The 21,276-nt window shown below is 57.7% G+C and carries 22 protein-coding genes; 2 read left to right on the top strand and 20 right to left on the bottom strand.

The window, feature by feature from the left end; genetic code table 11:
* Positions 1–46 precede the first annotated feature (46 nt).
* From atpG to ACQY5R_RS07670, 10 genes are all read right to left on the bottom strand, one after another.
* Positions 47–907 carry a F0F1 ATP synthase subunit gamma gene (gene atpG / locus ACQY5R_RS07715; RefSeq protein ID WP_428606571.1) on the bottom strand — a complete coding sequence of 287 codons (861 nt, stop codon included), beginning with the start codon at positions 905–907 and terminating at the stop codon, positions 47–49.
* A gap of 37 nt (positions 908–944) precedes the next feature.
* A complete protein-coding gene (gene atpA / locus ACQY5R_RS07710) occupies positions 945–2,486 on the bottom strand; it encodes a F0F1 ATP synthase subunit alpha (protein WP_428606568.1) in 1,542 nt (513 codons plus the stop codon).
* Positions 2,487–2,499: 13 nt separating this feature from the next.
* Positions 2,500–3,039, bottom strand: a complete 540-nt coding sequence (locus tag ACQY5R_RS07705; protein ID WP_428606565.1) for a F0F1 ATP synthase subunit delta — start codon at positions 3,037–3,039, stop codon at positions 2,500–2,502.
* Positions 3,040–3,048: 9 nt separating this feature from the next.
* The gene (locus tag ACQY5R_RS07700; protein ID WP_428606563.1) at positions 3,049–3,519 is read right to left on the bottom strand and encodes a F0F1 ATP synthase subunit B; all 471 of its coding nucleotides are present in this window, start codon (positions 3,517–3,519) and stop codon (positions 3,049–3,051) included.
* Positions 3,520–3,577: 58 nt separating this feature from the next.
* A complete protein-coding gene (gene atpE / locus ACQY5R_RS07695) occupies positions 3,578–3,817 on the bottom strand; it encodes a F0F1 ATP synthase subunit C (RefSeq protein ID WP_046860058.1) in 240 nt (79 codons plus the stop codon).
* A gap of 58 nt (positions 3,818–3,875) precedes the next feature.
* Positions 3,876–4,736 (bottom strand): F0F1 ATP synthase subunit A, encoded by an 861-nt coding sequence (gene atpB / locus ACQY5R_RS07690; RefSeq protein ID WP_428606560.1) that lies wholly within the window; start codon positions 4,734–4,736, stop codon positions 3,876–3,878.
* Between the two features lie 28 nt (positions 4,737–4,764).
* Positions 4,765–5,133, bottom strand: a complete 369-nt coding sequence (locus ACQY5R_RS07685) for an ATP synthase subunit I (protein WP_428606557.1) — start codon at positions 5,131–5,133, stop codon at positions 4,765–4,767.
* 147 nt (positions 5,134–5,280) lie between these two features.
* Positions 5,281–6,165 carry a ParB/RepB/Spo0J family partition protein gene (locus ACQY5R_RS07680; RefSeq protein ID WP_428606554.1) on the bottom strand — a complete coding sequence of 295 codons (885 nt, stop codon included), beginning with the start codon at positions 6,163–6,165 and terminating at the stop codon, positions 5,281–5,283.
* A 52-nt stretch (positions 6,166–6,217) separates the two neighbouring features.
* The gene (locus tag ACQY5R_RS07675; protein WP_428606551.1) at positions 6,218–7,003 is read right to left on the bottom strand and encodes a ParA family protein; all 786 of its coding nucleotides are present in this window, start codon (positions 7,001–7,003) and stop codon (positions 6,218–6,220) included.
* A gap of 178 nt (positions 7,004–7,181) precedes the next feature.
* Positions 7,182–7,475, bottom strand: a complete 294-nt coding sequence (locus ACQY5R_RS07670; RefSeq protein WP_428606548.1) for a hypothetical protein — start codon at positions 7,473–7,475, stop codon at positions 7,182–7,184.
* 199 nt (positions 7,476–7,674) lie between these two features.
* On the opposite strand from ACQY5R_RS07670, the gene ACQY5R_RS07665 reads away from it, so the two are divergent.
* On the top strand, positions 7,675–8,055 hold the full coding sequence (locus ACQY5R_RS07665) for a DUF3461 family protein (RefSeq protein ID WP_428606545.1): 381 nt from the start codon (positions 7,675–7,677) through the stop codon (positions 8,053–8,055).
* A gap of 65 nt (positions 8,056–8,120) precedes the next feature.
* On the opposite strand, the gene ACQY5R_RS07660 is transcribed toward ACQY5R_RS07665, so the two are convergent.
* The 10 genes from ACQY5R_RS07660 to ACQY5R_RS07615 all read right to left on the bottom strand — a co-directional run bounded on the left by ACQY5R_RS07660 (position 8,121) and on the right by ACQY5R_RS07615 (position 19,362).
* A complete protein-coding gene (locus tag ACQY5R_RS07660) occupies positions 8,121–8,570 on the bottom strand; it encodes a YaiI/YqxD family protein (protein WP_428606542.1) in 450 nt (149 codons plus the stop codon).
* On the bottom strand, positions 8,554–9,225 hold the full coding sequence (rsmG, locus tag ACQY5R_RS07655) for a 16S rRNA (guanine(527)-N(7))-methyltransferase RsmG (RefSeq protein ID WP_428606540.1): 672 nt from the start codon (positions 9,223–9,225) through the stop codon (positions 8,554–8,556). Before rsmG ends, ACQY5R_RS07660 begins: the two co-directional genes overlap by 17 nt.
* Positions 9,222–11,093, bottom strand: a complete 1,872-nt coding sequence (mnmG, locus tag ACQY5R_RS07650; RefSeq protein ID WP_428606538.1) for a tRNA uridine-5-carboxymethylaminomethyl(34) synthesis enzyme MnmG — start codon at positions 11,091–11,093, stop codon at positions 9,222–9,224. The genes rsmG and mnmG overlap by 4 nt, the downstream gene beginning before the upstream one ends.
* Before the next feature lie 108 nt (positions 11,094–11,201).
* Positions 11,202–12,311, bottom strand: a complete 1,110-nt coding sequence (locus ACQY5R_RS07645) for an ABC transporter permease (RefSeq protein WP_428606536.1) — start codon at positions 12,309–12,311, stop codon at positions 11,202–11,204.
* A 5-nt stretch (positions 12,312–12,316) separates the two neighbouring features.
* Positions 12,317–13,429 (bottom strand): ABC transporter permease, encoded by a 1,113-nt coding sequence (locus ACQY5R_RS07640; protein WP_428606533.1) that lies wholly within the window; start codon positions 13,427–13,429, stop codon positions 12,317–12,319.
* The gene (locus ACQY5R_RS07635) at positions 13,426–15,144 is read right to left on the bottom strand and encodes an ATP-binding cassette domain-containing protein (protein WP_428606531.1); all 1,719 of its coding nucleotides are present in this window, start codon (positions 15,142–15,144) and stop codon (positions 13,426–13,428) included. Before ACQY5R_RS07635 ends, ACQY5R_RS07640 begins: the two co-directional genes overlap by 4 nt.
* A gap of 10 nt (positions 15,145–15,154) precedes the next feature.
* Entirely contained in the window at positions 15,155–16,174 is a 1,020-nt protein-coding gene (locus ACQY5R_RS07630) for an HlyD family efflux transporter periplasmic adaptor subunit (protein WP_428606529.1), read from the bottom strand.
* Positions 16,171–16,815, bottom strand: a complete 645-nt coding sequence (locus ACQY5R_RS07625; protein WP_428606527.1) for a TetR/AcrR family transcriptional regulator — start codon at positions 16,813–16,815, stop codon at positions 16,171–16,173. Before ACQY5R_RS07625 ends, ACQY5R_RS07630 begins: the two co-directional genes overlap by 4 nt.
* A 231-nt stretch (positions 16,816–17,046) precedes the next feature.
* Positions 17,047–17,274: a hypothetical protein gene (locus tag ACQY5R_RS07620; RefSeq protein WP_428606525.1), complete on the bottom strand. Its 228-nt coding sequence runs from the start codon at positions 17,272–17,274 to the stop codon at positions 17,047–17,049.
* A 66-nt stretch (positions 17,275–17,340) separates the two neighbouring features.
* Positions 17,341–19,362 (bottom strand): sodium-translocating pyrophosphatase, encoded by a 2,022-nt coding sequence (locus tag ACQY5R_RS07615; protein WP_428606522.1) that lies wholly within the window; start codon positions 19,360–19,362, stop codon positions 17,341–17,343.
* 692 nt (positions 19,363–20,054) lie between these two features.
* Between ACQY5R_RS07615 and ACQY5R_RS07610 the strand changes: the two genes are divergently transcribed.
* On the top strand, positions 20,055–21,071 hold the full coding sequence (locus tag ACQY5R_RS07610) for an IS110 family transposase (RefSeq protein ID WP_428606520.1): 1,017 nt from the start codon (positions 20,055–20,057) through the stop codon (positions 21,069–21,071).
* Positions 21,072–21,276: the final 205 nt, after the last annotated feature.

The following is a 21,276-nucleotide window of genomic DNA, read 5'->3' as shown; positions in this document are numbered from 1 at the left end:
GACGACTCTCTAATGTTTAAAAACTTAACCTGTTCTACACAAGGGCTTATACGGCTGCCGCGCCGGCCACGATCTCGGAGATCTCTTGGGTAATGGCTGCCTGGCGCGCCTTGTTGTAGACCAGCTGTAGCTCATCAATAAGGTTGCCTGCGTTGTCGGTCGCCGCCTTCATGGCCACCATACGTGCAGACTGTTCGCAAGCGCCGTTCTCCACCACTGCCTGGTAAACCAGGGATTCGATGTAGCGGGTCAGCAAGCCATCCAGAACCTCTTTTGAATCCGGCTCATAGATGTAGTCCCAATGGTGTTTCAGCTCCTGATCGGATTCACCGACAATCGGCACCAACTGCTCAATGGTCGGATCCTGAGTCATGGTATTGACGAATCCGTTATAAGCCACATAGATACGATCGATCTCACCATTCTCATAGGCATCGAGCATCACCTTTACCGTGCCGATCAACTGCTCGATATGTGGTGCATCACCCAAGTGCGTGGCCTGTGCCAGCACTTTACCGCCAAAGCGCTTGAAAAAACCCAGCGCCTTGGTGCCGATGGTGCAGAAATCAACCTGAATACCGCCTTCCTGTTGCTTTCTGATCTCTCTGGTCAGCTTGCGGAACAGGTTGCTATTCAAACCGCCGCAGAGTCCACGATCTGAAGAGATCACGATGTAGCCAACCCGGCTCACATCACGCTCCTTCATAAAGGTATGTGTGTACTCAGGATGTGCATGGTACAGGTGACCGATGACATTCCGCATCTTGTCCGCATAGGGACGCGTTGCGTTTTTCCGGTCCTGTGCCTTACGCATCTTGGCAGCTGCCACCATCTCCATCGCAGAGGTGATCTTCTGCGTATTTTTGATGCTGGCAATCTTGGTGCGTATCTCTTTTGCGCCTGCCATGGTTAAACCTTATCTTTCAGCTTTATGGACGTCATGCTTACCAGGTGTGGTTAGCCTTGAAATCCTTGATGGCCTCATGCAGTGACTTTGCAATTTCGTCATTGTAATCGGCTGATGCATTGATCTCATCGCTCAGTGCCTTCTGGTTGCTGCCCATGTACGAGTGCAGCGCCGCCTCGAAATCAACGATTTTGTTGGCCGGGACATCATCCAGGTAACCTTCGTTGGCGGCAAACAGTGAGGTGGCCATCTGTGCGATAGAGAGCGGGCTGTACTGCGGCTGCTTCATCAGCTCGGTCACACGCTCACCACGCTCCAACTGGGCACGGGTGGCATCATCCAGATCGGAAGCGAACTGGGAGAAAGCGGCCAGCTCACGATACTGGGCCAGAGCCAAACGGACACCACCACCCAGTTTCTTGATGATCTTGGTCTGGGCCGCGCCGCCGACTCGTGATACCGACAGACCGGCGTTGATAGCCGGACGGATACCGGCGTTGAACAGGTCGGCCTCAAGGAAGATCTGACCGTCGGTAATGGAGATCACGTTGGTCGGTACGAAAGCCGATACGTCACCACCCTGGGTTTCGATGATCGGGAAAGCGGTCAGCGAACCGGTCTTGCCCTTCACTTCACCGTTGGTGAACTTCTCGACGAACTCGGCATTGACCCGAGCCGAGCGCTCCAACAGACGGGAGTGCAGGTAGAACACGTCACCCGGATACGCCTCACGGCCGGGCGGACGACGCAGCAGCAGCGATACCTGACGGTAGGCCCAGGCCTGCTTGGTCAGATCATCATAAATGATCATGGCGTCCTGACCGCGGTCGCGGAAGTATTCGCCCATGGTCGCGCCGGCGTAGGGTGCGATGAACTGCATGGCAGCAGAATCTGCAGCCGGTGCAGCCACGATGATGGTGTGTTCCATGGCGCCGTGCTCTTCGAGCTTGCGCACTACCTGTGCAATGGTGGAGTTCTTCTGACCCACCGCTACATAGATACATTTAACCCCGGTGCCCTTCTGGTTAATGATGGCATCGATGGCGATCGCCGACTTACCGGTCTGGCGGTCACCAATGATCAGCTCACGCTGGCCGCGGCCTACTGGAACCATCGCATCGATCGCTTTCAGACCGGTCTGTACCGGCTGGTCAACCGACTTACGTTCAATAACACCCGGCGCCACTTTCTCGATCGGCGAGGTTTCGGTGTATTCGATGGCGCCTTTGCCGTCCAGCGGGTTACCCAGCGAGTCAACCACACGACCCAGCAGGCCTTCACCAATCGGCACTTCCAGTACGCGTCCGGTGCACTTCACCGCATCGCCTTCTGAAAGGTGGGTGTACTCACCCAGGATTACCGCACCGACAGAGTCGCGCTCCAGGTTCAGTGCCAGACCGAAAGTGTTGCCGGGAAACTCCAGCATCTCGTAAGACATGGCGTCTTCGAGACCGTGGATACGGGCAATACCGTCGGTCAGACTGATGATGGTGCCCTCGTTGCGGGCTTCAGTCTTCAGATCGAACTTTTCGATCCTGTTTTTGATCAGCTCGCTGATCTCGGATGGATTGAGTTGCATGATGGCTTCTCGCTTAGATTCCTAATTCGTTCGCCAGTTGCTGCAGCTGCCCGCTGACGGAACCGTCGATCACCATGTCACCGGCACGAATGTGAACGCCGCCAATCAGCTCGGCATTCTCTTCGCTTGTGATAGTGATGTCGTATCCCAGTTTGGCTTTCAGCGCATCGGCTATTTGGGTTTCCTGTGTCGGCTCAAGAGCGTAAGCCGAGGTTACATGCACATGCTGTATCCGTTGGCTTTCCGCTTTCAACTGCTCGTAGAGTTTGGCGATATCACCCGCCAGGGTAAGTCGACCATTTTCTATCAGCACTTTGACCAGGTTCTTGCCCTCTTCGTTGAAGCGGTCACCGCCAATTTCGATCAGCAGATCCGTCAGACTGGATCTATCGAACTTGGGATCGGTGATAACCCCGGCCATGGTTGGTTCGCCAACCACTGCCGCAAGAAACTCGAGAGTTTCTGACCAAGGACCCAATGTATCAGTCTCCTTGGCCCGGTTGAATACCGCTTCTGCGTAAGGGCGGGCTATTGTGGTTGATTCTCCAGCCATAGCAGCGCCTTAGATCTGTTGAGCCAAGTTTTCGACGATATCCTTATGGGCGGTAGCATCGATCTCCTTGCGGAGTATCTTGCCTGCACCCAATACCGCCAGCTCAGCTACTTGATGACGCAGCTGTTCACGAGCACGATTGGTCTCTTGCTCGATCTCCGCCTGGGCAGCGGCAAGGATACGTTCGCTTTCGGAACGTGCATTGCCTTTGGATTCATCGACGATCTCAGCAGCACGCTTCTGAGCCTGGTTAATGATTTCTGCTGCTTGGCCTTTCGCTTCGCGGATGACCTCTTTGGCGCGTTCCTTAGCCAACTCCTGTTCGTGCTGACCATGTTCCGCGGCCGCCAGGCCGTCTGCAATCTCCTTACGACGGGTGTCGAGTGCGCCCATGATGGGAGTCCAGACGAACTTCATCGTGAACCACACAAACACCGCAAAGGAGAGAAGCTGACCAATAAGAGTCAGATTTATGTTCATCCCGGATTTACCTCGCTTTTGACGAGATGATTGTCAGTATGTTCGTGAGTAGCCAAAATTATCCAGCAACCGCGAACAAGACGTACATCGCCAAACCAACAGCGATCATGGGGACGGCGTCAACCAGACCCATAACGATGAAGAACTGAGTACGCAGCATGGGAATCAGCTCGGGCTGACGGGCTGCACCCTCGAGGAAACGTCCACCAAGAACACCGATACCGACTGCGGCGCCCAGTGCACCCAGGCCCATCATCAATGCACCAGCAATGTACAACAGTGCAGTTGCTTCAGTCATTTCTATCTCCCGTTTGTCGTGAGGTTGTAAAGTTAAACAAAAAACACTTAAAGAAAAATTAATGGTCGTTATGCGCCATATCCAGATAAACAATGGTCAGGGTCATAAAGATAAACGCCTGCAGTGTAATAATAAGGATATGGAAGATCGCCCAGCCCAGCTGCAGTACACCGCCAAACAGACCCAGTACCACACCGGCGTTGTACATAATGGCGATCAGGATGAAGATCATTTCACCCGCATACATGTTGCCGAACAGTCGCAGTGCCAGTGAAATCGGCTTGGCGATAAGGCTGACGAATTCGAGAATAAAGTTGATCGGGATAAACAGCAGTTTCACGATCGGATTGTCTGAGGAGAAGGGCTGCAGGGTCAGTTCGCCCATGAAGCCACCCACACCCTTGATCTTGATACTGTAGTAGAGGGTGAGCATGAATACGCCGATCGCCATACCGAAGGTACCGTTGGGATCGGTGGAGGGGACCACCTTCATGAAATGAATACCGAGCACGCCGGCAAGATGGGGGATCACATCGACCGGAACCAAGTCCATCAGGTTCTGCAGGAAGATCCAGACAAAGATGGTCAGGGCCAGCGGGGCCACCATCGGGTTACGGCCGCTGAAGGAGCCACGCACGCTGTCATCAACAAATTCCACCAGCATTTCGGCGAAGTTCTGCATACCGCCAGGAACCCCTGCGCTCACCCGATCGGCGATCTTTTTGCCAAAATAGAGGAACAGGCCACCCAACAGAATTGACCAGAACATGGTGTCGACATTGATGGCCCAGAAACCCATCTCTTTCGCTTCGGCAGCACTGTGGGCCAGACCCCAGGTACCATCGTGGTGCTGACCGAAGGTCAAGTTGGTCAAATGGTGCTTAATGTATTCGCTAGAGGTAAGGGTATCGCCAGCCATTGTGCTATCACATAACCAATAATGTTGTTTAATCCAAAAGTTGAATCGCCGCGATCGGCATCAGCTGTACCAACAGAAAGATACCAAACAGAGCGCCAACACTCAGTGGCTTGATCCAGAGGATGACCCCTGCAAAAAGCAAACCCGTCAAAACGAGTTTTAAAATCTCTGCGCCATAGAAGCGAGCCAGCAATTTACCCGGCTCCTGGGCGGCATATCGGACAAAGATCCGAAGGGCGAAGAAGGCATTCGCCAGGGTTGCAATCAAGCCCCCCGCCAGCCCGGAATAAGCATAAACGCCCCCCGCAACCATCAACAGAAGCAGGGCTGCAGTTAGAGTTGTCACTAGTTGTGCCAGGACGGTGCGATAGGCTTGGCGCTTATCTGCCAGATGCATCAAAACGATCCCCAGCAGTTAAAAACCGCACTTAAAAAGCCGGCGCAGTATAAATGCTGCGCTGCATAAGGTCAAACGATGGGCAAATAAATTTTATGATGGTTAAGCGAAATCTGATTGATGGTTTTCCCTAGGTTTTCCGGCAACTTATTGAATATGTTCCAGAATTCCGTCGAGCTCATCCAGGCTATTGTAACTGATCACCAACTTGCCCTTGCCGCCACTGCCTTGTTGCAGTTTGACCCGGGCACCGAGCTGTTCGGTGAGGCGGTTTTCCAACGAACGGACATTCGGATCCTCTTTCACCGGCGCTTTGACCTTGGATGGATCGGCCGATTCGCCCTGCAGGCGGCGTACCAGTTTTTCCGTTTCCCGTACCGACAACCCCTGCAGGCTCACCTGACGGGCCGCTTCACTCTGCAGAGCATCCTTCAACCCGAGCAGGGCGCGGGCATGGCCCATCTCGATCCGCCCCTCCTCGATCATCGTCTTCACATCGGGATTCAGCTCCAACAGGCGCAGCAGGTTGGTCACCGTGGTGCGGGATTTGCCCACCGCCCGGGCAATCTCTTGATGGGTCAGTTCAAACTCATTCAGCAGGCGGTGCAGGGCACCGGCCTCTTCCAGCGGATTGAGGTCGTCCCGCTGGATATTTTCGATCAGCCCCATGGCCATGGCGGTCTGATCATTGACTTCCCGGATCACCACCGGGATCTCACTCAGGCCGGCTTGCTGGGAGGCGCGCCAACGCCGTTCACCGGCGATGATCTCATATTGATTGCCATCCACCGGGCGCACCACAATCGGTTGCACCACGCCCTGTGCCGCGATGGAATCGGCCAGTTCTTGCAGACTGTCCGGATTGAAATCGCGTCGCGGCTGGTAACGGCCACGGCGGATTAGATCGACCGGTAAGGAGGTGAGGCTATTACTTGAACTACCGGATTCGGATGTCTGTTGCTCGTCTTTATCAGATGCATTGCCCAGCAGGGCGTCCAATCCGCGTCCGAGGCCTCTTCTTTTTGCTGCCATGTTTCAGTTCCGAAAAATACGCACGCCGCAAAACGGCGGAATCTTGTCTTGTTTAGGCTGGCGCAGCCACCCGTTTCTCATGCCTGCGCATCAGTTCGCTGGCCATGGCCAGATAAGAGACCGCACCGCGCGACGCCTTATCATACAGCAAAACGGGTAACCCGTGGCTGGGCGCCTCGGCCACGCGGATATTGCGTGGAATGATGGTGCGGAACACTTGATCGCCAAAGTGATGGATCAGCTGTGCGGACACTTCATTGGTCAGGTTGTTGCGGGGGTCGTGCATGGTCCGGACAATGCCGTCGATCACCAGTTGACTGTTGCGGCTTCCCTGGATCTGCTTGATGGTATTGATCAGGGCGGAGAGCCCCTCCAGCGCATAGTATTCGCACTGTAACGGGATCAACACCCCGTCGGCCGCCACCAGCGCATTGACCGTCAGCATGTTGAGGGAAGGGGGGCAGTCAATCACGATAAAATCGTAGCGATCCTTAGCCCCGGCCAGAGCCAGGCTCAGGCGTTTCTCTTTCAACGGGACGTTCATCAATCCCACTTCGGCGGCCGTCAGGTCGGCATTGGCCGGCAACACGTCGAAGCCGGCAGACGGCGTCTTGACCACGGCATCGTTGAATGTCGCCTCGCCCAACAACACATCACAGCTGGAGCTGTCGAGCCGGTGCTTGTCCACACCACAGCCCATGGTGGCATTGCCCTGGGGATCCAGATCCACCAGCAACACCTTTTTTCTGAACGAAGCCAATGACGCCGCCAGATTGACCGCCGTGGTGGTCTTGCCGACCCCACCTTTCTGATTTGCGACACAGATTATTCGACCCATAGCCCACTTCCGCGCTTGTACCCGGCCATCCCGGGTTCCCCAAAAACACCCCGCTCCAGCTAGCCGAACGGGCCGTTCAGAATATCAGAAAGCGCCACAGATGCACGAACTTTGACGGGACTTGCCGACGGATTCATAGGCAAACCGGGTATCAAGGCCCCGATCGGACGCCCGCGATTCACTTAAATAGCTCTTCCGCGGCCTGGCGGAGATCCCCATCGCCGGAACCGGTTCCGGTCTGGAGGTCGGCCGCGGGCTCAAAAAAATCGCAATAGTTGGCGCGAGTCTTATCCTGTACCTTTTCCGCCAGCGGTTCCTGGCACTGGTTGGTACGGGACGGATCGTACCAGCGACAATTTCTGCACACGCGGGTCGGCTTACCACACTTCAGGCAGACCGTTTCTCGGCCATACTCACTTAGTGACAACTCCGTGCCGCACTGCCAGCATTTGCCCGCCGTCGTCGATGTCATACTCAGCCCTCTATCTCTATGATCCGTGATCTGTGTCGTGAAGATTATCACTCCTCTCTTTCACCCTGAACAAGCCTCGCTTATCATCCAATAAGTGTCCGTTATCCGGCCAACTTGAAGTTCTCACTCCGGTAACGCATATTTACCCATCACGGGCCTACGGCCCAGAGCCATTTTGTCAGGCGACAAGGAACTATATATGTACGAAACACTGAAAGAGTTGGGTGTCACTGATCTGGACCAGATTGAACGTTATACCCTGAGGCAGGAGGGCGATGAGGATATCCTGAAGATCTATTTCAAGCGTAAGAAGGGTGAATTGTTCGCCCACAGCATGAAGTTTCGTCACGGTCGCTCTAAAAAGATGGTGCAGATAGACAGCGGCACCCACAAATATAAAGAGGTCAGCGAAATCTCACCCACCATGCAGAAACTCGCCAATGAGCTGGACCGGGTGGTGCAACATGAAGAGAATGTCGCCGACTTCAAAAAACGTATCCTCAACGATATCGAGCACCTGGAAAAAGTTATCCAGCGCAAGCTGGACCAGCTCCGCGCCGATATCGAAACCCTGGATTAACACCCCTCCTGGCAACGGGGGTCGACGTTCGCATCAGCCGATTCGGCGTCGACCCGTTTTACCAGTCAGCCCGCTCCCCGGGCCAAAAACCGATCCAGCTGGTTGGCAAAGGCTTGACGGTCACCCTTATCCAGCGCCGGCGGTCCACCGGTATTGACGCCGCTGCTACGCAGTTCATCCATGAAATTGCGCATTGTCAGCCGTTCACGGATATTCTCCCGCGTATAGAGTTCGCCCCGCGGGTTGAGCGCTGTCGCCCCTTTATCGATCACCCCTGACGCCAGAGGAATATCCGCGGTAATCACCAGATCGCCGGCAGACACTTGGCGGATGATCTCATTATCCGCCACATCGAAGCCGGCCGACACCTGAATCGAACGGATAAAGCGGGAGGGAGGTGTCCTGACCGGTTGGTTGGCCACCAGGATGAGCGGGACCTCAACCCGCTCCGCCGCACGGAACAGGATCTCCTTGATCACATTGGGGCAGGCATCCGCATCAACCCAGATCTGCATCACGCCCTCCGGCTGTCGCTGTCCGTTCCACCAGCAAGGCGTGTCGCTGGCCGTCGCTATTGGGGACCTGCAGCGGCACCACCGCCACCCCATAACCGTCCGCTTCCAGTTCGGCGATCTCCTCCGTCGGCACCGTCCCCTTCATCGCCAGCAGCCGGCCCCGCTCGTCCAGTAGATGCCGGGTCAGCTCCAACATCTTCGGCAGGGCGGCAAAGGCGCGCGAGGTGATGGTGTCAAACCCCGCGTCGGATCGATACGCTTCCACCCGGGTGCGTACCACCTCCACATTGCCCAACCCCAGGGTGACCAGGGATTGCTGCACAAAGCGGGTCTTCTTTCCGTTGGAATCGATCAGGACAAACTGTTGATCCGGTAGCGCTATCGCCAGGGGGATGCCGGGCAAACCGGGACCGGTGCCCACGTCCAAAATACGGGGGCCCTTTATGAACGGTAGGATCGACAGGCTGTCCAGCAGTTGCCGGGAGACCATCACATTGGCATCGCGGATGGCGGTCAGATTGAACGCCTTGTTCCACTTGTGCAGCAAGGCGAGATAATCCAGCAACTGTTGCTGTTGCGATGCGGAGAGGTCCACCCCCATCTGTCGCAATCCGTCGCGCAGCTGCTGCGGCCACCGTTCCAGGGACGTATTCATGATTTGCGCTTCAAGTGGATCAGCAACAGGGAGATGGCCGCCGGCGTCAGGCCGGGGATGCGGCTCGCCTGACCGATGGTGGCGGGGCGGCGCTTAATCAACTTTTCCCGCACCTCAGCGGAGAGGCCACGTACCTGGGCATAATCAAAATGTTCCGGTAGTTTCAACGCCTCGTTAGCCTTGAGCCGATCGATCTCCACCTGCTGGCGCTTGATGTAACCCTGGTAACGGGCCTGAATCTCCAACTGCTCGGCCGCCTCGGCGTCAGCCAGTGTCGGAGCCAACGCCGGCAAATCGACGAGCCGGGCATAATCGACATCGGGACGGGCCAGCAGGTCCAGCGCCCGGGTCTCCTTGGAGATGGGACTGTCGAACAGCGCCGTCACCTGTTCGGCCAACGGACTGCCGGGCTGCACCCAGATATCCCGTAACCGCTGCTGCTCCCGCTCGATCGCCTCGCGTTTCTGCTCGAAGCGCTGCCAACGGTCATCCGTCACCAATCCCAGCCGGCGCCCCTGTTCGGTCAGGCGCAGATCGGCATTGTCCTCACGCAATAACAGGCGGAATTCGGCGCGACTGGTGAACATACGGTACGGTTCCTGGGTCCCTTTGCTGATCAGGTCATCCACCAGCACGCCCAGATAAGCCTCATCACGGCGCGGCGACCAGGCATCTTGGCCACGGATCTTCAGCACCGCATTGAGGCCGGCCAGCAAACCCTGGGCCGCCGCCTCTTCATAGCCGGTGGTACCGTTGATCTGGCCGGCGAAGTACAGGCCTTCGATAAAGCGGGTCTCCAGTGTGGGGCACAGATCCCGCGGGTCGAAGAAATCGTACTCAATGGCGTAACCGGGCCGCATGATGCGCGCCTCGGCAAACCCCTCCATGGAGCGTACCAGCTCCAGCTGCACATCAAACGGCAGGGAGGTGGAGATGCCGTTGGGATAGACCTCGTTGCACTCCAGTCCCTCCGGCTCGATGAAGATCTGGTGGGCGTTCTTGTCGGCGAAACGCACCACCTTGTCCTCGATCGAGGGGCAGTAGCGCGGGCCCACCCCTTCGATCACCCCGGTGTACATGGGCGAGCGGGAGAGTCCGCCACGAATGATCTCATGGGTACGCTCATTGGTGTGGGTGATGTGGCAACTGACCTGACGCGGATGTTCGTCGCGCGAACCCATGAAGGAGAACACCGGAGCCGGATCATCCCCCGGTTGTTCCGCCAACCGCGAATAGTCGATCGTGCGGCTATCGATGCGCGGTGGGGTGCCGGTCTTCAATCGCGATACATTGAACGGCAGCTCACGCAACCGCTTGGAGAGGGCGTTCGCCGGGGGATCGCCGGCCCGTCCACCTTCATAGTTATTGAGTCCAATATGGATACGGCCGCCGAGAAAGGTGCCGGTTGTGAGGACCACCGCCTGGGCGCGAAACTTGAGGCCCATCTGGGTCACCACCCCGACGACCCGCTCATTTTCGACGATCAGATCATCCACCGCCTGCTGGAACAGATCCAGGTTGGGCTGGTTCTCCAGGGCGAAACGAATCGCCGCCTTGTAGCGCACCCGATCCGCCTGGGCGCGGATGGCGCGCACCGCCGGCCCCTTGCTGGCGTTGAGGATGCGAAACTGGATACCGCCCCGATCGGTGGCCCGGGCCATGATGCCGCCCAGCGCATCCACCTCCTTGACCAGATGCCCTTTGCCGATACCGCCGATGGCCGGATTGCAACTCATCTGACCCAGGGTTTCGATGTTGTGGCTCAGCAGCAGGGTACGCGCGCCCATACGGGCCGCCGCCAAGGCCGCTTCGGTACCGGCGTGACCGCCGCCCACCACAATCACCTCATAGCTATCGGAATAGAACATGGTTACTCGGAATAAGAATGATTCAGCCGCTTAGTGTACCTCGTGAGGGTGTCTGGCTGAAACAGGCGGCCGCGGCATACCAAACCCCCTATCCTGAGTAAGCAGCGCTCAATACATACGATGACGGAACAGCCAGGCGGCGGCGCTCAGGGTGAAGAGGGCGATCAACGCCAGCGGCCACAGCTCATGCACCAGCACAGAGAGCGGCGTGCCTTGCAGAAATACCCCCCGCAGCACGACCAGGAAGTAGCGTAGCGGATCCAGCAGGGTCAGCATCTGCACCGCATCGGGCATGTTGGCGATAGGGGTGGCGAAACCGGACAGGATGACGGCCGGCACCATGAATAGAAATCCGCCCAGCAGCGCCTGCTGCAGGGTGACCGCCAGGGAAGAGATGGCCAGGCCGATGCCGATAGCGGCCAGCAGGAACAGCACCAAACCCAAGTAAAGCACAACCAGTTGACCGACCAGCGGCACGCCGAACCAGAACTGGGCCACCAGGATCACCACGCTGCCTTCCACCATCCCCACCACAAAACCGGGAGTCGCCTTGCCGATCAAAATCTCGAACGGCCTTAGCGGCGTCACCAGCAGTTGGTCGAAAGTTCCCTGTTCCCGCTCCCGCGCCACCGACAGGGAAGTCACCACCATGGTGACTACCAGGGTCAGCAAACCCACCAGGCCGGGGATAAAAAACCAGCGACTCTCCAGATTCGGGTTGAACCAGGCGTGACTGACCAGGTGGGCTGGCGGTGCGGACAAGCCGTGCCGCGCCATCCACTGTTGATTAAAATCACTGATCACCGTACTCGCATAGTTGACCGCAATCTGCGCGGTGTTGGAATTTCGCCCATCCACCAACACCTGCACGGCGGCCGGTTCCCCGGCGGCCAGCTTTTCACTAAAGCGCGGCTCCAACTGCAGCACCAATAACACTTCACGGTTGTCGAGCAGTCCGGTTATTTCACCCTGCTGCTGCACAATGTGTTGCAAATCAAAACTGGGGGAACCGGAAAACGCCGCCACCAGCTCCCGGCCCGCCGCGCCCTGGTCCCGGTCGTAGACCGCATAGGGCACGTTGTTCAGATCAAACGACGCCGCGTAGCCGAATACCAGTAACTGGATCAGCGGCGGAACGATGGTGGCCATACGACTTTTCTTGTCCTTGAACAGGCTCAGAAACTCCTTCACCACCAGTGCCAGAATCCGTTGCCACATCGTCGTCACTCCAGATGCTTGTGCATGCGCCGGCGCGCCAAACCGAGAAACAGTATCGCCATCAGCAACAACGCCAGGGCATTGGGGATAATCACTCCCCAGACATTACCGGCCAGGAACAACGTCTGCAGAATCGCCACAAAATAGCGTGCCGCCACCAGGTGGGTGATCACTTGCACCACGGCCGGCATGGAGTCGATATCGAACAGCATGCCGGAGAGCAGAAAAGCCGGCAGGAAGGTGGCAATAATGGCGATCATGCCGGCCACAAACTGGTTGCGGGTAGTCACGGAAATCAGCAGACCCATACCCAGCGCCACCAACAAAAACAGCGCCGAACAGGCGGTCAACACCCAGAACGAGCCACGCAACGGCACTTCGAATAGCCACAGCGCCATGGCGACGGAGAGCGCCATGCCGCCCATACCGAGAACGAAGTAGGGCAGCACTTTGCCGATCAATAGCTCAAACATGGTGACCGGCGTCACCATCATCGCCTCCAGGGTGCCGCGCTCCCACTCCCGAGCCATCACCAGCGCCGTCAACAATGCCCCCACCAGCGTCATGTTGATCGCCACCAGACCGGGTACCAGATAATTGCGACTGCGCAAGCCCGGATTGAACCAGATACGCGGCTGCATCATCACCGGCTGATCCAATGGCAAAGCTCTGGCACCCAGTTCCCTCTCCAGCCAATTGCGCCAGGCCCCCTCCACGTAACCTTGCAGCAAGCGGGCCGAATTGGCGTTGACGCCATTGACGATCAACTGAATCGGGGCACCCTGCTCGCCACGCAGACGGGCGGCGAAGTCACCCGGCACCACCACCACGCCATCCAACCGACCGGCACCCAGCGCCTGCTGCGCGCTGGCCCGATCCGCGAAGCGTTGCGGGGTAAAGTAGTGCGAATGTTGAAACACCCCGATAAAACTCTCCGCCTCGGCACTCGGCTGTTCCACCACCAGTCCCAGGGGAACATGCTTGGCGTCCATCGACACGCCGTAACCAAACAGCAGCAGTAGAATAGCCGGCATCAGGAAGGCGATCGCAATACTGCTGGGATCACGCAATACTTGCAGAAACTCTTTGCGCAGCAAACCGCGGACGCGCCGGTTCATGCCACCTCCCTCCCTTCAATCAAGGCGATAAAGGCGGCTTCCATGGTCGCCGACCGGCCCTCCACTCCAAGCGATTGCGCCTTCACCTCGGCCGGTGTGCCCAACGCCAGGATCTCGCCGGCCGCCATGATGGCCAAGCGGTCGCAATACTCCGCCTCTTCCATAAAATGGGTGGTAACCAATACCGCCACCCCGGCGTCGGCCAGGGCATTGATGTGGGACCAGAATTCACGGCGCGCCAACGGATCCACACCGGAGGTGGGTTCATCCAGGAACAGGATATCCGGTTCATGCATCAGTGCGCAGGCGAGCGCCAGGCGCTGCTTATAGCCGAGCGACAAATCCCCGCTGGCGGCACCGATGAAAGCCGCCAAATCCAGCTCATCCAGCGCCCACTCCAGACGGGCTCGGCGGTGTGCCCCGCGCAGCCCATAGGCCTTACTGAAAAACTCCAGATTCTGCTGCACCGTGAGATTTTCATAGAGCGAGAATTTCTGCGACATATAACCGATACGGGCACGCGCGGTGGCGGCGGCCCGGCGCAGATCGACCCCGGCCACACTGAGCTCGCCACCGCTCACCGGCAACAGGCCGCACAGCATGCGGAAAGTGGTGGTCTTACCGGCGCCGTTGGCACCCAGCAGACCGAATACTTCGCCGGCCGCCACATCAAAACTGACCTCCCTGACGGCAACAAAATCACCAAACCGCCGGGTCAGACCGGAAACGGTAATCGCCTTACCCGCCGGTACGGTGTGGGATACGGGGCGCAGGTTCTGTTGTAACGACTCCGTGCCGCGCAACAGATCGATGAAACCGTCTTCAAAGCGGGGCGGCACCGCTTCGCAAATCGCTTGCGCCCACTCCTCCCCCTCCAGCCGTGGGGCCTGGGCGTGCTGCATAACCAGCCGTACCGCCTCGCCCTGCACGGTGGCATCGAACACATCCGGTAACCTCGCCAGGCGAGATTGCAATCGACGCGGCAACACATGCGGCTGATGTACCCGAAAGCTCCTTCCACGCAAGGGTTCACTGAAAGCCGCCGGACGGTCCTGTCCCACCACGCGTCCCTGATGCAGCAGAATCACTTCCGCACAACGCTCGGCCTCATCCAGGTAGGCGGTGCTGAGCAGCACGCTCATCCCCTCCTGTTCTACCAGGCGGTAGACGATTGACCACAACTCGCGACGTGACACCGGGTCCACCCCAACAGTCGGTTCATCCAGCAGCAACAGACGGGGTGAGCGTACCAGGGTACAAGCGAGACCCAACTTCTGTTTCATGCCACCGGACAACTGGCCGGCCAGACGCCGGGTGAACCGGCCCAGGCCGGTCATGTTGAGCAACTCCTCATAGCGCGCCAGTCGTTCGGTCGGGGTGACGCTCTGCAGATCGGCGTAGAGGTCCAGATTCTCCATCACCGAGAGATCTTCATACAGGCCGAAGCGTTGCGGCATATAGCCGATCTGCGATTGCACCGCCAACGATTCACGACTGGCATCGTGTCCCAGCACGCGCACGCTGCCGGCATCCGGCAGCAACAGGCCGGCGGCCAGTCGCATCAAGGTGGTCTTGCCGGCACCGTCCGGTCCGATCAACCCGGTGACCACACCCGCCGCCACTTGCAGGCTGACCTCGGACAAGGCTTGCTCTACACGTCCGGGTAAGCGAAACGCCTTGCTCAGCGCTGTCGTTTCCATGACCGGAATGGACATCAGAGATTGCCTATTGGCCGCAGCCAGGCGTGGTCAGCGACGGCTGTTCCAGATCCAGCGTCACGGTCACCGGCATCCCCAGCCGCAGCTCCTCCTGGGGATTGCAGACGAACACATGGATCTGATAGACCAGATCGGCCCGTACCTCTTCGGTCTGCACCTGTTTCGGGGTGAATTCGGCGCTGGGCGAAATGTAGCCGATCCAGCCCGGATAACGCTTGCCGGGGAAACTGTCGCTGCTGACCTGCGCCGGCATGCCCTGGCGGATCTTTCCCAGATTGGGCCCATCCACATAGACCCGTGCCCATAAGGGTTCGGTCAGCGCCAGGGTATAGACCGGACGTTGCGGAGACGCCATATCACCCGGTTCCAGTATGCGGCTCTGGATCACACCGGCCGCCGGGGAGGCGAGTACCGCCTCGGACAGATTGCGCTCGGCCAATGTCAGGTCGGCTTGCAGGGCACTCAGTGTCGCCTTGGCGGCCGCCACATCCTCGGCACGCGGGCCGGCTGTGGCCAGGTCCAGGGCCGCCTGCACCGCCTGCACCTTGGCCGCGGCGGCCTCCGCCACCGTCTCGGCATTGTCCAGGTCCTGCGGAGAAGCCAACCCCTTCTGGGCCAGATCCTGCTGTCGCTGGCGACTGCGCCGGGCGTTCAGGGACTGAGCCCGGGCCTCCAGCAGTTCGGCACGGAGTTTATCGATCTCTTCCGGGCGGCTACCGGCTAGCAGGGCATTCACCTGCTGCCGCTGTGCCTCGACCCGTGCGGCCGCGGCATCGCGCAGCGCCTGCAACCGGTTGGTCTCCAGCCGCGCCAGCGGTTGTCCCGGCTCCACCCGGGCACCTTCGGCTACGCGCATTTCCAGGATACGGCCACTGGCATTGAACGCCAGATTGACCAGACGCACCTCGATATTGCCGTACAGGTGCAACCCATCGGCCGGCGCCGGTGCACGAATTTTGGTCCATCCATACCAGCCGGCAACCGCCAGCGCGGCGATTAACGGTACGACCAGCAGCGATTTTTTCACACGGACTCCTCCTGTCCATCCTGAGCAAAAATCAATGCGGAAATATGGCTCGCCATCTGTTCCGCATACTGTTCATCCAGACTGATTCCCCATACCCGCTTCACCACGGAACGGCCGATAAACGGAAACAACGCCATGGCCAACACCGACAGGGCCGTCAGCTCGACACCACGGTTCTGTGCCGCCGGTGAGTGCGCCACCGCATCCATTAGCCCTTTCGCCATTTGGCTGGCGATCTGGCTGCTGAAGGCATTCTGCAACGGGCCATCACGCAACAACACTTCACGGGTTACCAGGGGCGGCAGCCAACTCTCCCGTTGTAGCAACCGTAGGTAACTGTGCAGCAAATCCTCCAGGGCCGCCTGACTTAAGGGGCCATCGGCAACCAGGGTGGCAAGGCGTTGCAACAGTGGTGACGCGGTCTCCTCAATGACCGCCAGATACAGCCCCTCCTTGTTACGGAAGTGGTAGTGAACCATGGCTGGATTGACACCGGCCTCCTGGGCCAGTCGACGGACCGACACGGCTTGATAGCCGTCGCGAGCAAATAGGCGTCGGGCCGTTTTCAGCAGCATCGTGCGGGTTGACGGTTCTCCATCTTTGGCCGTCCGGCGACCCGGCTTACCCGTCGATTTAACCACTCAGATCTCACCCTCTCTATTTAAACGTTTGTTTAATAGCCTAGCGCGACTGGCGCAGTGAATCAATGCAGTTTGGGAGACTGTGCTGGAAAAGTAAAAAACCGACGCACGCATCGATCCGGTCAGCCAGGAGGGAGGCTGAGTGCCGCAGCCATTTACGGACAAGCAACTAGGTAATGAAGGATCGCCTGTCTGTCGACACACGCACGACAGACAGGCATTGGGGTGGGGTTACTCTTCCGCCAGCGCTTCGTGCCAGCCGGTATCCAGGCCGAACTCAAAGGTGTGCATCCGGTATCCCTCTGGAAAAGCTTCCTTCAATCTACGCTCAAACTCCGCATAGATTTCGGTTTTGTGTTGTTGTACATCGTAGTCCCGTGTGCCGGCATCCACTTCCGGCACTTCCAATTCCATTTTGAATTCGATCTCCGGTGCCAACTGAATTCTGACTTTTGCCATGGTTTTTTCTCCTGTTCGGGAAGCGATGGCCGGGTGAATACCCGGCCAGGCTCCGCCGGAATGCGATTACATTAACGGTACGATCATCAGCGCCACGATGTTAATGATCTTGATCAACGGATTGATAGCGGGACCGGCGGTGTCCTTGTAGGGATCGCCCACGGTATCCCCGGTAACCGACGCTTTGTGCGCCTCGGAACCCTTGCCACCATGGTTGTCATCTTCGATAAACTTCTTCGCATTATCCCAGGCACCACCACCGGTGGTCATGGAGATGGCGACGAATAGCCCGGTGATAATAGAGCCAAGCAGCACACCACCCAGCGCCTGGGGACCGAGCAGCAAACCCACCGCCAGGGGGACGGCGATCGGCAGCAGCGAGGGCAGTACCATCTCCTTGATCGCCGACTTGGTCAGCATGTCGACGGCACGGGAGTAGTCCGGTTTCGCTGTACCGTCCATGATGCCGGGGATCTCCCGGAACTGACGCCGTACCTCGCGTACGATACCGCCGGCGGCGCGACCCACTGCCTCCATCGCCATAGCACCGAACAGGTAGGGCACCAAGCCGCCGATGAACAATCCAACAATCACCAGATGGTTGGAGAGATCGAAGGTCAGGGCGTGGCCGGTGTGATGGGCCAATTCCCGGGTATAGTCAGCGAACAGCACTAAAGCAGCCAGGGCCGCGGAACCGATAGCGTAACCCTTGGTCACCGCCTTGGTGGTGTTGCCCACGGCATCCAGCTCATCGGTGGTGTTACGGATCTCGTTGGGCAGGTTGGCCATCTCGGCGATACCACCGGCGTTATCGGTGATTGGCCCGTAGGCATCGATGGCGACAATAATCCCGGTCATCGACAACATGGAGGTGGCGGCAATAGAGATGCCGTACAACCCGGCCATGCTGTAAGAGATCAGGATACCGGCACAGATCACCACCAGCGGCGCCGCCGTGGAACGCATGGAGAGCGCCAATCCGGCAATGATGTTGGTACCGTGGCCGGTGGTGGAAGCCGCCGCCAGCAACCGCACCGGCTTATAATCGGTCGAGGTATAGTAATCGGTAATCATCACCAGTGCCGCGGTAATGATCAACCCGATCAGCGCCGCCCCGTACAGGTCCATTACCGCATAGGTGGTATCGCTGCCCATCAACCACTGGGTCACCGGGTAGAAAGCGAGCGCCGAGAGGATGGCTGAAACACCCAGGGCACGATACAGGGCGTTCATGATCTTGCCGCCATCCCTTACCGACACAAAGAAGGTACCGATGATGGAGGTGATGATAGAGATACCGCCTAATACCAGCGGCAACAGCGCGGCGTTGGGATTATCGGCAAAGACCAGTGCACCCAACATCATGGTGGCGATAGTGGTGACGGCATAGGTTTCGAACAGATCGGCCGCCATGCCGGCGCAGTCACCTACATTGTCGCCCACGTTATCCGCGATCACCGCCGGGTTGCGGGGATCATCCTCGGGGATACCCGCTTCCACCTTGCCCACCAGATCCGCGCCCACATCGGCGCCCTTGGTGAAGATGCCGCCACCGAGTCGGGCGAAGATGGAGATCAGCGATCCACCGAACGCCAGACCGATCAGCGGCGCAAGATTGACGCTTTCACCGGCCGGGGTCATGTTGAGTAGCCAGCCATAGAAACCGGCCACCGCCAGCAGGCCGAGACCCACCACCAGCAGGCCAGTAATGGCGCCTCCGCGGAAGGCTACCGCCAGGGCCGCATTGAGACCGGTCTTGGCCGCCTCGGTGGTACGCGAATTGGCCCGTACCGAGATATTCATACCGATATAGCCGGCCAACCCGGAGAAGATGGCGCCGATCGCGAAACCAAACGCGGTGGTGGAGTTGAGCAGCCCGTAGATCACCCCGAACAGGATCACTCCGACAATGCTGATCGCCATGTATTGACGATTCAGATACGCCGACGCGCCCTCCTGAATCGCCATACTGATGCTGCGCATCTCTTCCGACCCCTCCGGCTTGGCCAGTAGCCAGCGGATGGAGTAGACGCCGTAGGCGATAGCCCCCACGGCGCATAACAGTGCAAAAACAAGACCCGATGTCATGTGTACCTCCAAAAATCGTTTTTGATTTAAGGCCGGGCCATTTTTGTTATGGTGATGTCTATATAACCCGGCAACTGCTTGCCAGGCAGAGATTCCTGCAGTGTCTGATTGGAAGGGTCACAGCAAGTAACGGGTCGGCTTACGCTGAAAAAACCGAACCTAACACTGGCAAACGGACACATCGTAGACCTGGATTTGCGGCGACGATAATCAGAATTCGCTTTGCAACAATTAAAAAAAGCTATGTTGCATTCGCAGCAAATAAGTAGATAAGGAAGTGCTGAATTCAGTAATAACAGGCGCTGCAGCCGCTGCTGCTGCGCAATATTTACACCCTTTATCCGGCTGCCCAATCCCCGTTTTATGCGCTGAAATTATTATCAATCTAATATTACGAAGGGCCTGCCCCCGTGCAGATAACGCCAGGTGGGGGAAAAACTCCAACGGCGGCACGTCTTCGGAACGGATCGGTAAGGAACCGGCTGTAAAGCTGATACTCTTTATGGAAGCGCTGATTAAAACCGTCCACGGTTTTATCAGCGTACGAAAAAAAAGTGGCGGCGGGGCAAATCTGCTGGACTCTCCGGCAAGGCCGATTAACAAATGGAATGGACCCACCCCTCTTCAAAGTGGAGAGGTATTGCTCCACGATTAAAGGGGTGTTCTGCCAATACCTGACTGGAGGGTCCATTATGAATATACAGACTATCGGCCTCGATCTCGCCAAGAACGTATTTCAGGTACATGCGGTAGATCAACACGGCCATACCGTGTTCAAAAAGCGATTGAACCGCAATAAGCTTTTGCCTTTCTTCGCCACTCTGCCGTGCTGTACTATAGGAACCGAAGCCTGTAGCAGCGCCAGCTACTGGGCTCGCCAACTCCAACGCTTGGGCCATGTTGTTCGTCAGATGAGCCCTCAGTATGTAAAGCCATACGTAAAAACTAACAAGAACGACGCCAATGACGCAGAGGCAATCTGCGAAGCGGTTACTCGTCCCAACATGCGTTTCGTGCCAACCAAGACGATAGAACAGCAGGACATACAGGCCATACATCGCATCAGAGAAAGACTCGTAAGGGAGCGCACGGCACTCATCAATCAAACGCGGGGCCTGCTTCGGGAGTATGGGGTTTTTCTCCCACTCGGCCGGTCTGCTTTTAAGTCTAATATCATCGATGCCATTGAAAGTGCGGAGAATGATCTCTCCATGTTGACCCGAGAACTCATGACTGACCAGCTTGAACAGCTGCGTGAATTGGAACAGCGTATCAACCAGTACGATCATCGTATCGATAGGGCCTTTCGAGACAATCCGTTGTGTAAACGACTGGCAGAAGTCAGCGGTGTCGGTCCAATGGCGGCCACAGCAATTGTTTCTGCCGTAGGCGACGCAGGCGTCTTCCGCAACGGCAGACAACTGGCGGCCTGGCTTGGCCTGGTTCCGCGACAACACTCCAGTGGCAGTCAAACGCGGCTCCTCGGTATTAGCAAGCGGGGCAATACATACTTGCGCACCCTTTTGATTCATGGAGCCCGGGCAGTGCTTCGATACAGCCGCGGCAAGGATGATCCCAGAAGCCGCTGGTTGCGGGCGCTCTCTGCACGGCGTGGATTTAATCGGGCTTGTGTCGCGCTCGCTAATAAAAACGCCCGTATCATCTGGGCTTTGATGGTTCGTGGCACTACTTATCAGCCAGCAGCATGAATGGAGGAATTCTACCCGATCAAAACGACGCGTATGATGATTGAGTGATGGTTTCACAGGTCAGACCGGCTCTTGCAGAACCTGGATAATCAAAGGGCTCGCTTCCAGAGCACAGCCGACTAACAGATGAGGAGCAAGAGCGCGGTTTCCATCAGGGCCAGGCGGATTCAGAACGCCATCGATAGGCCGTATGTAAGTGTGCAGT

The sequence above is a fragment of the Sedimenticola sp. genome, assembly GCF_050289425.1.
Lineage (GTDB): Bacteria > Pseudomonadota > Gammaproteobacteria > Chromatiales > Chromatiaceae > Sedimenticola.
This window is presented reverse-complemented; position numbering and strand designations above follow the sequence as displayed.